At 53.5% G+C, this 14047-nt stretch carries 13 protein-coding genes; all 13 read left to right on the top strand.

Features of this window, described 5'->3' with window-relative positions:
• Nucleotides 1-98: 98 nt before the first annotated feature.
• Nucleotides 99-761: a DUF4197 domain-containing protein gene (locus P1U47_RS12080; RefSeq protein WP_301029223.1), complete on the top strand. Its 663-nt coding sequence runs from the start codon at nucleotides 99-101 to the stop codon at nucleotides 759-761.
• Nucleotides 762-863: 102 nt separating this feature from the next.
• Nucleotides 864-2408 carry an NAD(P)H-hydrate dehydratase gene (locus P1U47_RS12075; RefSeq protein ID WP_301029221.1) on the top strand — a complete coding sequence of 515 codons (1545 nt, stop codon included), beginning with the start codon at nucleotides 864-866 and terminating at the stop codon, nucleotides 2406-2408.
• Nucleotides 2392-2856: a tRNA (adenosine(37)-N6)-threonylcarbamoyltransferase complex ATPase subunit type 1 TsaE gene (gene tsaE / locus P1U47_RS12070; RefSeq protein ID WP_301029219.1), complete on the top strand. Its 465-nt coding sequence runs from the start codon at nucleotides 2392-2394 to the stop codon at nucleotides 2854-2856. The genes P1U47_RS12075 and tsaE overlap by 17 nt, the downstream gene beginning before the upstream one ends.
• Nucleotides 2843-4198: an N-acetylmuramoyl-L-alanine amidase gene (locus P1U47_RS12065; RefSeq protein WP_301029218.1), complete on the top strand. Its 1356-nt coding sequence runs from the start codon at nucleotides 2843-2845 to the stop codon at nucleotides 4196-4198. Before tsaE ends, P1U47_RS12065 begins: the two co-directional genes overlap by 14 nt.
• Complete coding sequence (gene mutL, locus P1U47_RS12060) at nucleotides 4198-6063, top strand: DNA mismatch repair endonuclease MutL (RefSeq protein WP_301029216.1); 1866 nt, start codon at nucleotides 4198-4200, stop codon at nucleotides 6061-6063. Before P1U47_RS12065 ends, mutL begins: the two co-directional genes overlap by 1 nt.
• 46 nt (nucleotides 6064-6109) lie before the next feature.
• Nucleotides 6110-7024, top strand: coding sequence for a tRNA (adenosine(37)-N6)-dimethylallyltransferase MiaA (gene miaA, locus P1U47_RS12055; RefSeq protein WP_301029354.1), 915 nt, complete (start codon nucleotides 6110-6112; stop codon nucleotides 7022-7024).
• Between the two features lie 118 nt (nucleotides 7025-7142).
• Nucleotides 7143-7400 (top strand): RNA chaperone Hfq, encoded by a 258-nt coding sequence (gene hfq / locus P1U47_RS12050; RefSeq protein WP_008250581.1) that lies wholly within the window; start codon nucleotides 7143-7145, stop codon nucleotides 7398-7400.
• Nucleotides 7401-7431: 31 nt separating this feature from the next.
• Nucleotides 7432-8748, top strand: a complete 1317-nt coding sequence (hflX, locus tag P1U47_RS12045; protein ID WP_301029215.1) for a ribosome rescue GTPase HflX — start codon at nucleotides 7432-7434, stop codon at nucleotides 8746-8748.
• A gap of 102 nt (nucleotides 8749-8850) precedes the next feature.
• Complete coding sequence (gene hflK / locus P1U47_RS12040) at nucleotides 8851-9984, top strand: FtsH protease activity modulator HflK (RefSeq protein ID WP_301029214.1); 1134 nt, start codon at nucleotides 8851-8853, stop codon at nucleotides 9982-9984.
• A gap of 1 nt (nucleotide 9985) precedes the next feature.
• The gene (hflC, locus tag P1U47_RS12035; RefSeq protein ID WP_301029212.1) at nucleotides 9986-10861 is read left to right on the top strand and encodes a protease modulator HflC; all 876 of its coding nucleotides are present in this window, start codon (nucleotides 9986-9988) and stop codon (nucleotides 10859-10861) included.
• A gap of 137 nt (nucleotides 10862-10998) precedes the next feature.
• Nucleotides 10999-11166: a DUF2065 domain-containing protein gene (locus tag P1U47_RS12030; protein ID WP_366943166.1), complete on the top strand. Its 168-nt coding sequence runs from the start codon at nucleotides 10999-11001 to the stop codon at nucleotides 11164-11166.
• 35 nt (nucleotides 11167-11201) lie between these two features.
• A complete protein-coding gene (locus P1U47_RS12025) occupies nucleotides 11202-12374 on the top strand; it encodes an ATP phosphoribosyltransferase regulatory subunit (protein ID WP_301029210.1) in 1173 nt (390 codons plus the stop codon).
• A 49-nt stretch (nucleotides 12375-12423) separates the two neighbouring features.
• Nucleotides 12424-13716, top strand: a complete 1293-nt coding sequence (locus P1U47_RS12020) for an adenylosuccinate synthase (protein ID WP_301029209.1) — start codon at nucleotides 12424-12426, stop codon at nucleotides 13714-13716.
• The last annotated feature ends 331 nt before the right edge of the window (nucleotides 13717-14047 follow it).

Raw genomic sequence — 14047 nt, 5'->3', positions numbered from 1 at the left:
GATTAGGCAAACCCTTCGTGTTTTCACTATCAGGTATTTAATAATTGCGTGTAATTGCCCTTGTGTTGGTAATGCTCCTGACGTCTGGCTGTGCGTCAATGTTCGAAAATATGTCTATGGCTGCTCAGGCCAAGTTTCAGCAAATGCTGGCTAATCAATTTGCTCAAAAATTAAGCTCAGCGATTGATTTGGTGGCGAGGCAGCTGGCGGTTAAAGGTGGCTTCTTGGATGATCCCATCGTGCGAATTCTGCTGCCGCCGCCCTTGGGCTTGGTGATAGATGTGGCGCGGGATTTTCATGACAACCCGCAAGCGGCGTTACTGGAAACCCTGATGAACCGCGCGGCCGAAAACGCGATTCCTGTCGCTGGGCCGGTTCTGAAAAACATTGTGGCCAATATGGATGCCGATACCCTGCAAAAACTGTTGAATTCTCCTCAGAGCGCGGCCACCGAGCTGTTGATGGCCGAGGGTGGCTCGGCGGTGCAGCTGGCTCTGTTGCCAGCAGTGAAGGAAAGTTTGGCGGTCAATGGCGCTATTCGATTGTATGGCGATTTGCTGGACGCTCAGCAAAAAACCGGTGCAGTGCTAGATCCCACAGCGGCTGCTAGCGAACAAGCTGCGGCAGAACAGGCGGTTTCCCAAGATCAATTGGGTGAGTACGTGGCCCAACAGGCCGCCGCTGGTTTATTCAAAAAAGTGGCGATAAAGGAGTTGGCCATTCGGGATTCGCTTAACAGTATCGTCGACAGCCCGCGGTAATAAGCTAGGCGTGATCTAGGGCAGCCGGCACGCAGTGTCGGACTGCCGGTGCCCGCTTGCGCTATGATAAAGAGGTATTTTACGTATTCGGGACGTCATGGTATGCCGCAGCCACAATTATCGCCAAGAAAGGCCGTCGCCCCAGAGCAGCTACTGTACACCGCTGCGCAGGTTCGGGAGTTAGATCGTTTAGCAATTGCTAGTGGCATAGCGGGCTTTGAATTGATGCGCCGCGCTGGGCAGGCCGCTTTTGATCTTGTGCAGCAGTGCTGGCCAGATCATTCGCCTATCGAGGTGTTTTGTGGTGGCGGCAATAACGGTGGCGACGGTTATGTGCTTGCGGCTTTGGCCGCTGAGGCGGGTTTGCCGGTGCGGGTGTGGGCGCTGGCGCCGCCGGAGTCGCTTAGCGGTGATGCTGCCTTAGCATGGCAGTGGGCGCAGCGTGCGGGGGTGGCGGTGACGCCGTGGCGAGGTGAGCTGCCTGCTGAAAATAGCGTGGCGGTGGATGCCATGCTCGGCATTGGCTTGCGTGGTGTGGTGCGCGAGCAATACGGCTTGGCGATTCAAGCCATCAATACCACCAACGTTCCAGTACTGGCCATTGATACGCCCTCTGGCCTGTGCAGTGATACTGGTCGAATACTGGGGCTTGCGGTCAGGGCCAGCCAAACCATAAGTTTTATAGGTTTAAAGCGCGGCTTGTTCACCCTAGATGCCCTCGACTGTGTGGGCGAACTCAGTTTTGCCGATTTAGCGGTGCCCAGAGATGTGTACACTACACTGGCGGCGGCGCAGCTTGATGGTGCGGTTAGTCATTTGAATTTGCCGGCGATGTTGGCGCAGTGGGGGCCAAGACCCCGCAATGCGCACAAAGGCTTGGCCGGTCATGTGCTGGTGGTGGGTGGCGATTATGGCATGGCGGGGGCGGCGCTATTGGCTGCTAGCGCCGCTGCGCGCAGTGGTGCGGGCTTGGTGTCGTGCGCCACGCGTCCTGAACATATCGCGGCGTTAGTAGCCGCGCGGCCAGAATTAATGGCACATGGTGTTAGTAGTGCTAATGAGTTACAGCCACTTTTAGCCAAGGCTAGCGTAGTGGTGGTTGGGCCGGGCTTGGGGCAGCAGGCGTGGGGAAAGGAGTTATTAGTGGCGGCGTTGGCGGCCAATAAGCCAACGCTGTTTGATGCCGACGCTTTAAATTTAATTGCCAGCGAACCCCAGCTCCTGCTTTCTCACGACGGGCCACGTATACTCACACCCCATCCTGGCGAGGCGGCGCGGTTGCTGGCGTGCAGCACTGCTAGCCTGCAGACTGACCGGTTCGCTGCGGCGCGTATGCTGGCTGAGCGCTTTGCTGCAAGCGTGCTGTTGAAGGGTGCTGGTACCGTTGTCGCGACTGATGCCGCGCTGTATCTGTGCAGTGGGGGTAATCCTGGTATGGCGAGCGGCGGCATGGGCGATGTGCTGTCGGGGGTGATTGGCAGTTTAGTGGCCCAAGGTTTATCCCCGCAGCGTGCGATTTGTCTTGGTGTTGCGGTACACGCTGAGGCAGCGGATATTGCCGCTGAGGCGGGCGAGCGCGGCATGTTGGCCAGCGATGTAATTGATCAGTTACGAGGTGTAATAAACGGCTATGCAGCGTTATCTTGATGGCGAGTCCGACACAGTCGCGGCAGGTATGTGGTTGGGCAAGGCTTTGCAGGGCGGGGCTGTGGTGTATCTCGGTGGTCAGCTTGGCGCGGGTAAAACCACGTTTTGCCGAGGCGTATTGCAGGCTTTTGGGCATGTGGGCGCGGTAAAGAGCCCTACCTATACCATTGTTGAACCCTATGAGGCGGCTGGGGTCAGTGTGTATCATTTCGACTTGTATCGTCTTGGCGATCCGGAAGAGTTGGAGTATATGGGGATTCGCGACTATTTCGATGGCGACGCGGTATGCTTGGTCGAATGGCCTGAGCGTGGCGCAGGTGTTTTGCCATTGGCAGATATAATGGTTAGCATTGAGGTGCAGGGAGCGGGTCGCCTCCTTGTCGCGAGTGGTGCTACGCCACGCGGGCAGCAAATCTTGGCGCAATTGAGCGAATATGAAACGGATTAACAGTGTTGTCCTGACTTGCCTACTTTGTTTAGCCGCTGCCGCTCAGGCGGCCGAAATTCGCGACGTTCGATTTTGGCGAGCGCCCGATCACAGCCGCGTGGTTTTTGATCTTAGTGGGCCGGTCAGTCATGAATTAATTACCCTTAGCAATCCCAGTCGCCTTGTTATTGACATTCAAAACACCACGCTGGGCGCAGACACTAAAAGTTTACAGTTTGCTAACAGCCCAGTGACGGGTTTACGTCATGCCGACAAGCCTGGCGGCGCTCTACGCATTGTGTTTGACCTGAGTGCTGAGGTGCAAGTGCGCAGCTTTTTATTAGCCGCGAGTGGCGATTTGCACGACCGTCTAGTGGTGGACTTTTTAGACAAGGGCGAATCTATTGAAGCCCAAGTGATTAAAAGCGTTGAAACTAGCTCGCAGCGCGATGTGGTTATTGCCATCGATGCCGGTCACGGCGGTGAAGACCCTGGCGCGATTGGTCCTGGGCGCGTTAGGGAAAAAGATGTTGTTTTTCAGATTGCCTCGCGCCTTAAAGAGCGCTTTGAACGCAAGAAAGGTTACCGCGTAGTGATGATTCGCAACGGCGATTATTACGTGGGCTTGGCTAAGCGGCGAGATCTTGCCCGCAAGGCCCAAGCCGATTTTTTTGTGTCTATACATGCTGATGCGTTCACCCACCCTCAAGCCAATGGCAGCTCGGTGTACGCTTTATCGAAACGCGGCGCGACCAGTGCCTCGGCGCGGATTTTGGCTCAGCGTGAAAACGACGCGGATTTGGTGGGCGGTGTGAGTCTGTCAGATAAAGATCAAGTATTGGCGGGGGTATTAACCGATCTGTCGATGACCGCCAGCCTCGATGCGAGTCTTAGTGTGGGCGCCCAGCTTCTGAGTGAAATGTCTAAAATCTCGCGGCTGCATAGTAAGCGGGTAGAGCAAGCGGGGTTTGCAGTGCTGAAATCACCCGATATTCCGTCGCTATTAGTTGAGACCGGTTTTATTTCTAACCCCGGCGAGGCAAATAAACTCAAAAGTAGTAGCTACCAAAGCAATATGGCCTTGGCGATTTTTGAAGGTATCGACCGCTATTTTAGAGAGAGCCCGCCGCCAGACACCTATTTTGCCGCACTCAAGCGCGGTGACACTCCTAGTGGCCAGCGTGTTGTTTCTGGTGGTCAGCGTATTGCTTCTGGTGCTCGTGAATATACTATTGCACGCGGTGACACGTTATCTGGTATTGCCCAGCGCTATAATGTGCCTCTTGACGACCTCCAGCGCCATAATCAACTGTCGGGGAGTAGTATCCGCGTCGGTCAAAAAATACAGATTCCCGCCTCATAATGACTAAAATTCGTTTATTAGATCCCCGTTTGGCCAACCAAATTGCCGCGGGGGAAGTAGTTGAACGCCCCGCGTCGGTAGTTAAAGAGCTTCTCGAAAATAGCCTCGATGCTGGCGCCCGCCGGATTGAATTGGATATTGAAGAGGGCGGCGTTAAATTAATTCGGGTTCGCGATGACGGCCAGGGTATTGCCGAAGAGGATTTGCCTCTTGCGCTCAGCCGTCACGCCACCAGTAAAATTTCGGTGCTGGAAGATTTGGAATCGGTTGCCAGTCTCGGTTTTCGCGGTGAGGCTTTGGCCAGTATCAGCTCGGTGTCGCGCTTGTGTTTGAGCACAGCCCAAGAGGGTGCGACGTCTGGCTGGTCGGCGCGCAGTGAGGGCCGAGATATGGAAACTGTGCTGGCGCCAGTGGGGCATCCGCGGGGTACGACTGTAGAAGTACGGGATTTGTTTTTTAATACCCCTGCGCGGCGCAAGTTTTTACGTACTGAGAAAACCGAATTTAATCATCTTGAAGAAGTGGTCAAGCGTCAGGCCTTGAGCCGTTACGATGTTGGCTTTTCCCTGCGTCACAATGGCCGCGCAGTGCACAGTTTAAAGCCTGCCGACAACCAGCTTGAGCAAGAGCGGCGCTTGGCGTCTGTGTGCGGGCCGGCCTTTATGGAACAGGCCTTGTATATTGATCGCGAGGCGGTGGGCCTGCGGTTGTGGGGCTGGGTGGCGCTGCCGAGTTTTTCACGCAGTCAGGCTGATCTGCAACATTTTTACGTGAATGGCCGCTATGTGCGCGACCGCTTGGTGGTGCACGCGGTTCGCCAAGCTTACCGCGATGTGCTTTTTCATGGTCGCCATCCCGCCTTTGTATTGTATCTGGAGTTGGCGCCCGCGGCGGTGGATGTAAATGTGCATCCGACCAAGCACGAAGTGCGTTTTCGCGACGGCCGCACGGTGCACGACTTTATATTCCGCACTTTGCACAAAGTACTCGCTGATGTGCGGCCAGACACCGTGCCCCAGCAGGCTGCGATTGCAGCGGATGGCGGCGAATCGCTAATGGCGATGCCGGAAACCCAAGCGGCTATGCCCTTGGGCGAGGCGGGGTCGGCCTCTTTGGCGGGGCCAAGTGCGGGTGCATTTAATGCGGCGCCGACATCATTTCAGCCCCAGTACAGCTCGTCATATACTCCTCCTTCTAACGCGGGGGTGGCAGATCAGCGGGCAAATTATCAGCGCTTGCAGGCGGGGCCAAACAGTGTTGCACCGGCAGACGACAGTACCGCGCCACCCCTCGGCTATGCCCTTGCCCAGCTGAAAGGCATTTATATCTTGGCTGAAAATCAGCAGGGTATGGTCTTGGTCGATATGCACGCCGCCCACGAACGCATAACCTACGAGCGGATGAAAAACGCTCGTGAAGGTGAGGGAATTCGCAGTCAGCCCTTGCTGGTGCCTATGAATTTGGCGGTGAGTGAGCGCGAGGCCGATTGTGCTGAGCAGCATGCTGAGGTCTTTGCCGAGCTGGGTATGCGCATTGAGCGCGCCGCCGCCGAATCGATTATTGTGCGGGAATTGCCGACGATTCTGGCCGATACCTCCGTGGAGCAGCTGGTCAGAGACGTGCTGTCGGATTTGTTGGAGTTTGGCAGTACTGATCGCATACAGGCTCACATCAATGAAATTTTATCGACCATGGCCTGCCACGGTTCGGTGCGCGCCAATCGCCGTCTTACTTTGCCCGAAATGAATGGTTTGTTGCGGGATATGGAGGCAACCGAGCGCAGCGGGCAGTGCAATCACGGTCGGCCGACGTGGGTGCAGGTTGGTCTTGCCGAGCTTGATAAGTGGTTTTTACGTGGCCGCTGATCCGGTGAACGATTGCACTAAGGCCTTACCACGCGCCATTTTTTTGATGGGCCCGACTGCCGCAGGTAAAACTGATCTAGCCTTGGCACTGAGTGAGCGGCTGCCCTGTGATTTGATTAGTGTTGACTCTGCCCTAGTTTATCGCGGCTTGGATATTGGCAGCGCCAAGCCGGATGCTGAAACTCTAGCACGCTATCCTCATCAATTGATTGATATTTGCGACCCAAGTGAGGCCTATTCCGCGGCGAATTTTCGCCGAGACGCACTGGCGGCTATGGCCAAGAGCGCGGCGGCGGGGCGGATTCCGGTTTTGGTTGGCGGCACTATGTTGTACTACAAGGCCTTACTGGAAGGTTTGGCGGATATGCCGCCCGCCGATCAGCAGGTGCGGGCGGAGATTAATACCATAGCCGAGGCCGAAGGTTGGCCCGCGGTTCATGCCTTGCTGGCTGAGGTGGATGAAGCTTCGGCGGCGCGGATACATCCAAACCACTCCCAGCGTTTGTCCCGAGCTCTAGAAGTTTATCGCATAAGTGGTGTCACCATGACCGAGTGGCAGGCTCAGCAAGCTGAGCAGGTTTTGCCGTATCGGGTGTGTCAGTTTGCCATTGCACCGCCGGAGCGCAGTGTTTTACATCAGCGAATTGAGCAGCGCCTACGGCAGATGTTTGCCCAAGGTTTTGTTGAGGAAGTAGCGGCCTTGATGGCGCGGGGTGATCTTCATGCTGACCTCCCCGCGATTCGCGCGGTGGGTTACCGGCAGGTGTGGGAGTATTTGCGCGGCGATTATCCTCTTGATGAGGCCTTTGAGCGGGCCTTGATTGCCACGCGGCAATTGGCCAAGCGGCAGTTAACGTGGCTGCGCGGCTGGCCAGATTTGCAATGGCTAGAGACTGGTGGCAATGTTGATTTGCAACTAAATTCCGTGTTAGCGCATTCTGGCACTGCCGAATTGCGATAACTTAGGTATACTGGAGACTACCCAGTCTTTTTGCGAGCTTGTTGTTGGGTTTGCGATCCTAATACTGCTTTTTGATACGTTTTATCAACGCCCGATTTGGGCATACAGGAGGTCCACCATGTCAAAAGGGCATACCTTACAAGACCCTTACCTGAATATTCTTCGCAAGGAGCGCATTCCGGTTTCTATCTATCTGGTTAACGGCATTAAATTGCAGGGCCAAATTGAGTCTTTCGACCAGTTTGTGGTGCTGCTAAAAAATACGGTTAGTCAAATGGTCTATAAACACGCCATTTCTACCGTGGTTCCGTCGCGTGTTGTTCGTTTGCCAATGGCGCATCCGCCAGAAGACGACGAAGAACAAGAAGACGCATAATAACGGCGATTTGTTGATTTGAGGTTCGTCCTTGCTATTTGAAAGACCTAATTCTGGTGAACGCGCAATACTGGTGCACCTGGATTTTCACAGTGAAGACGAGCGCGAAGACTCCAATGAGTTTGTGCAGCTGGTCACCTCCGCAGGAGGCGACCCAGTTGCATTTATTACTGGGTCTCGTAAACGTCCGGATGCGCGCTTATTTGTGGGCACCGGAAAGCTCGAAGAGATTCGTGAAGCACTGATCGCCAATAAGGGCGAGCTGGTGCTCTTCAATCATTCCTTGTCACCAAGCCAAGAGCGCAATATCGAACGCGAATTACAATGTCGCGTGCTTGATCGTACCGGTCTGATTCTCGATATTTTTGCGCAGCGCGCCCACACCCACGAAGGCAAATTGCAGGTTGAGCTAGCTCAGCTGCAGCATATGTCGACGCGTCTGGTGCGGGGCTGGACTCACCTCGAGCGCCAAAAAGGCGGCATTGGTTTGCGCGGTCCTGGCGAGAGCCAGTTAGAGACCGACCGCCGCTTGCTGCGGGCGCGAATTACCGCCATTCAGTCGCGCTTGCAAAAAGTGCGGCGCCAGCGTGAGCAGGCGCGGCGAGCGCGGCGGCGAGCTGAGATTCCGGCTCTGTCATTGGTGGGTTACACCAATGCTGGGAAGTCGACACTGTTTAATGTGTTAACGACCTCCAGTGTCTATGCTGCCGATCAGTTGTTTGCGACCTTGGATCCTACTGTGCGCCGGATTACGGTAGACGATGTTGGGCCAGTTATCTTGGCGGATACCGTTGGTTTTATTCGCCACCTGCCACATAAGTTGGTTGAAGCGTTTCGGGCGACTTTAGAAGAGGCTGTAATCGCCGACTTATTAATCCATGTTGTAGATTGCGCCGACCCAGAGCGCCAAGACAATATGAAACAGGTGATGAACGTGCTCGCCGAAATTGGCGCGGCGGATATCCCCATTCTTGAGGTTTACAATAAAACTGACCTCATTGGCGGTGAGCCACGTATTGAACGTGACGATTCTGGTTTGCCAGTGCGGGTGTGGTTGTCGGCGCGGGACGACCAAGGCTTAAATCTGTTCTACCAAGCCTTGAGTGAATTGCTCGGTAATGAAATTTGTGAAACCAGTATTACCTTAACTGCAGCGCAAGGGCGTTTACGCGCACGCTTATTTAATCTCGACGCAGTATTGGTCGAAGAGATGAATGAAGACGGTTCTCAGCGCTTAAAAGTGCGGCTTCCAGAGGCTGATTGGCAGCGAATACTCGCTGGCGAGTCAGTTACAGAAGCGTCGCTGGACTCTAGTCGTCCGGTTAGCACAAAGGAAGAATTCTGCTAGACTGCCCGCCGGACAAAATCGTGATGTCGCGGGCGTTCCGCAGCACAAGTTGGCTGCGGCATAAAAATAGCGAACCACAACGATAATTGATAGGAGAGGGCTATGGCCTGGAATGAACCGGGTGGCGGTAAAGACAATGATCCTTGGGGTGGCAATAACCAAGGACCGCCAGATTTAGACGAGGCTCTGAAAAAGCTGCAGGACAAGCTGAACAGTATTTTTGGCGGCGGCAAAAAAGGCAGCGGCAGTAGCGGCGATTTTAACCTTAGCGCGAGCGCCTTAGGTGTTGTTGCAGTGTTGGCTTTGGTCGTATGGGGCTTGTTTGGTTTTTACCAAGTTGACCAGCAGGAGCGCGCCGTGGTGCTGCGCCTTGGGGTTTACCATGAAACAGTGATGCCCGGTTTGCGTTGGAATCCGCCGTTGATGGACGAAGTAAATAAAATCAATGTGACCAAAGTGCGCGGTATTGCGAGTCGTGGACAGATGCTGACCGAAGACGAGAATATCGTTGATGTCGCTTTGTCGGTGCAGTACACCGTGTCGGACCCAGCTAACTTTCTTCTTAAAGTGAAAAGCCCTGAGCTGAGCTTAGAGCATGCATTGGAGAGCTCTTTGCGCCACGTAGTGGGTAGCTCGAAAATGGATCAGGTGATTACTGAGGGGCGTGAGCAAATAGCGATCGACACCCAAGAGCGCCTTCAGGGTTATTTGGATACCTACCAGAGCGGTATTTTGGTTGCCAAGGTCAATATTGAAGATGCGCAGGCGCCATCGCAGGTGCAGGATGCCTTCGATGACGTAACTCGCGCCAAAGAAGATCGCGAGCGTTTAAAAAATGAGGCCGAGGCTTATGCTAATGGCATTATTCCTGAAGCCCGCGGTGCGGCTCAGCGTCAGCTCGAAGAAGCGCAAGCCTATAAAGAACAAGTGTTAGCCAGAGCCGAAGGTGAAGCGCAGCGCTTTGTTAACCTTTACGACGAGTATCGCAAGGCGCCGAAGGTGACTCGCGAGCGTTTGTATATCGACGCTTTAGAAGCGATGTACAGCGATGCCACCAAGGTGATGGTAGATGTAGAGGGTGGTAATAATATGATGTATCTGCCACTGGATAAATTAATGGATAAGGCGGCGGTAACGCGGCAAGCGGCGTCGGAGCCGGACGTGCGGGAGTTGACCGACAAAGTGATCGAGCAGTTGCGCCGTGATACTCAAGGTACGCGTAGGGAGGGTCGCTAACATGGGCGGACGTAATTTTACGATTGTTGTAGTTCTGCTTGGGTTTATCGTGCTGGCCTTCAATGCGCTCTATATTGTGCGTGAAACAGAGCGTGGGGTGTTGCTGAAGTTTGGTGAAGTTGTTGATCCCGATATTAGTGTGGGCCTCCACATAAAAACGCCATTTGTGCATATGGTGCGTAAATTTGAACGCCGTATTATCACCTTGGATGCGCCAACTCAGCGGTTTTTGACCATTGAGAAGAAGCCTTTAGATGTCGATTTTTACGCCAAATGGAAAGTGATCGATACCCAGAAGTATTACACTGCGACTAATGGTGAGGAAGCGCGCGCCGACGGTTTGTTGGCTCAGCGGATTAATACCGGTTTGCGTAATAAGTTTGGCGAACGCACCTTTCACGATGTGGTGTCGGGTGAGCGGGATCTGTTGATGACAGATCTAACCCGTGACTTGAATCAGATTACGACCACTGAGTTTGGTATTCAGTTGGTCGATGTGCGGGTTAAGCGCATCGATCTACCGTCGCAGGTGAGTCAGTCGGTGTTTGATCGAATGAAGTCGGAGCGTGAGCGAGAAGCGCGTGAACATCGTTCTACTGGTCGCGAGTTGGCGGAAAAAATTCGCGCCACGGCAGACCGGCAGCGCACCGTTATTGGCGCCAACGCCTATCGTGACTCTGAAATTCTGCGCGGTGAAGGTGATGCCGAAGCTGCGCACACTTATGCGGCCGCTTATAACCGCGACCCAGAATTCTACGCTTTCTTGCGCAGTCTCAGCGCCTACCAGTCTTCCTTTAGCAATAAAGGCGACCTATTGGTGGTTGACAGTAAGAGTGAATTCTTTCGTTACCTGAAACAGGGCGGCAGTAAGCAGTAAGCCTTGTTTCGCTCCTCGCTGTGGCGGGGAGTGTGGTATCATTCACACATCCGGGTTGTTCCGAGGCCTAAACCCCCTCGGTCAGCGCGGATTTTTTATGTTTGTAGCAGGCAAAGCGCATGTGGCAGGAACTGTCAGTGGCTCTCAGTCTGGTGCTTATTATTGAAGGTTTGCTGCCTTTCCTCAGCCCCGAGCGCTGGCGTTTGTTGGCATACCGGATGGCGGATATGAACAGTCGATCTGTGCGTATTGCCGGTTTAGTGAGTATGTTGGCGGGGCTAATTTTATTAAGCTTGTTGCGCTAGCGTCTGATGGCAGAGAAAGAGAGCAAAAAATACGTATGACTTCGGTAGATCGTTGGTTACTTCCAGATGGTGTAGAGGAACTCTTGCCCGCTCAAGCGGCTCAGGTTGAAGCTCTGCGCCGGCAGCTTTTAGATTTGTATAAGCGCTGGGGTTACGAGTTAATTATTCCACCGATGTTGGAATACACCGAATCACTGTTGGTGGGCTTGGGTAGTGATATTGATTTGCTCACCTTTCGGGTGACCGACCAATTAACCGGTCGAATGATGGGTTTGCGCGCCGACATAACGCCGCAGGCTGCCCGAATAGATGCCCATAGCCTGGGTCGCGAAGGCCCGGTCCGGCTGTGTTATGCCGGTAGCGTCTTGCACAGCAAGCCGAAACAGCCGCTGGCATCGCGATCGCCTATTCAGTTAGGCGCCGAGCTATACGGCGATAATAGTCCGGCTAGCGATTTAGAAATTATTTGCCTAATGCTCGAAACCTTGCGAGTTGCAGGTTTAGATGGCATTACCTTAGATACCGGTCACGTTGGTATCTACCGTGCAGTGGTTAAAGCTGTAGGATTAAATGCCGAGCAAGAAGCGCGCTATTTTGATATTTTGCAGCGCAAGGCAAAGACTGAATTAAAGCTGTTTGTTGCAGCGCTGCCGGTCTCAGCGAATGTTGCCAAACAGCTGCTGGAATTGAATGAGTTGCACGGCGGTGTAGATGTGCTGAGTCGGGGCCGAGAATTGTTCGCTGATATTCCCGAGGCGATTGCGGCTATTGCAAGCTTAGAAGAATTGACGGGCGCTTTAGCGCTGCGTATTGCTGATATCAAGTTTTACTTTGATTTGGCTGAGCTGCGCGGGCTCCACTATCACACTGGTGTGGTGTTTTCTGCTCTGGTGCGCGAGCACGGTCAGGCGCTGGCCTTAGGTGGTCGTTACGACGACATTGGCGTGCTATTTGGTCGCGCTCGTCCGGCTACCGGTTTTAGTATAGATCTTAAAGCATTGTTAGAATTGTTGTCGCCGGTGAAAGAGCCGTCGGCAGTGTTTGCACCCTATGACCCGGATCCTCAGCAGTGGCTGTTTGTTCAGTCTCTGCGGGATGCGGGTGAGCGGGTGATTTGCGGCCTGCCGGGTCAAGATGTCGATACGACATGTGACCGGTTGGTTGGCAAACACGAAGGACAGTGGTGTCTTACACCATTGCGAGATTAGGCCTGCGCACTGTGGGTCAGTTGACTAACCTTTATCCAGAGAAACGGATATGAGCAAGAATGTAGTGGTGCTTGGCACCCAGTGGGGCGACGAAGGCAAGGGCAAAATCGTTGATTTGCTTACTGATCAAGCGGCAGCTGTCGCGCGTTTTCAGGGTGGCCACAATGCTGGTCATACCTTGGTTATCGGTGGTGAAAAAACAGTATTGCACTTGATTCCGTCAGGTATCCTGCGCGAGGGTGTAACTTGCCTAATCGGCAATGGTGTGGTTTTAGCGCCGGATGCACTTTTAAAAGAAATGGCTGAGCTAGAGGCGAAGGGTGTGCCAGTGCGTGAGCGTCTGCGCTTGAGCCCTGCTTGCCCTTTGATTCTGCCTTACCACGTTGCCCTCGATTTGGCGCGTGAAGCTGCGCGTGGTGAAGCAAAAATAGGTACCACTGGGCGCGGTATCGGCCCCGCTTACGAAGACAAAGTGGCGCGTCGCGGTTTGCGCTTGGGCGACTTGTATAATGCCGAACGCTTTGCAGTGAAGCTAAAAGAGGTTATGGAATACCATAACTTTATGCTGACCGAATACTATAAAGTAGCTGCGGTTGATTACCAAAAAACCCTCGACGATGCCTTGCGCATGGCCGAAGAAATGCGGTCTATGGTTACTGATGTTACTAGTGCGTTACATAAGTACCGTGCAGATGGCGCTAATATCTTATTTGAGGGCGCGCAAGGCTCGCTGTTAGATATCGATCACGGCACCTACCCTTATGTAACCTCGTCCAACACCACCGCAGGTGGTACGGCAACAGGAAGTGGCTTTGGTCCCCTGTATCTGGACTATGTGTTAGGTATTACCAAGGCTTACACCACGCGTGTTGGTAGTGGTCCGTTCCCGACTGAGCTGTTCGATGATGTTGGTGCTTACCTAGCCAAGAAGGGTCATGAGTTTGGTGCAACAACAGGGCGTGCTCGTCGCTGCGGCTGGTTCGATGGTGTGGCCTTGCGCCAAGCTGTGCGTATTAATAGCGTGACCGGCTTGTGCTTGACTAAATTGGACGTGTTGGACGGCCTCGAAACCATTCGCATGTGTGTGGATTATAAAAATCCCGCCGGTGAATCGATTGCTGCACCCTTCGACTGCGAAGATTACGACACTATCACGCCTATATATGAAGACATGCCTGGTTGGTCGGAGTCTACTGTCGGTGCTAAGTCGCTTGCAGAGCTGCCAGAAAAAGCGCGGGCGTATATTCGTCGCATAGAAGAAATTGTTGGCGTGCCGATTGATATTATTTCAACTGGCCCAGATCGTGTAGAGACAATTGTGCTGCGTCACCCTTTTGATTAATTTATAAAAGGGTTGTGACGACAAAAAACCACCTTCAGGTGGTTTTTTTTGCAAAAAATTTCAAGATCAGAAGTTTGTTCATTGGGTGGACGGGCTTGTTCGCGACTACTCTCGTGAAATACTCTGTTCGATTTACTAGCTTACGTGGTTTCCCTTTGTTTGTTTAATGACCGCTAATGTTGGATTTTTGAGTGATAAGTAGTCAGCTTGCTCGTTTAATAAGCGGCTATACAAGTATTTCAAATTCTTTTGCGAAGTGTGTTGACTCCCAAGCTGGCATCTCTATAATGCGCCTCCTCAACTGCTGACGCGGACTTCACCGAGGTGAGGG

Origin of the sequence: Zhongshania sp. (genome assembly GCF_029212375.1) — a bacterium.
GTDB lineage: Bacteria > Pseudomonadota > Gammaproteobacteria > Pseudomonadales > Spongiibacteraceae > Spongiibacter.
The sequence above is the reverse complement of the archived record's forward strand: the minus strand, read 5'-3'. Positions and strand labels throughout refer to the sequence as shown.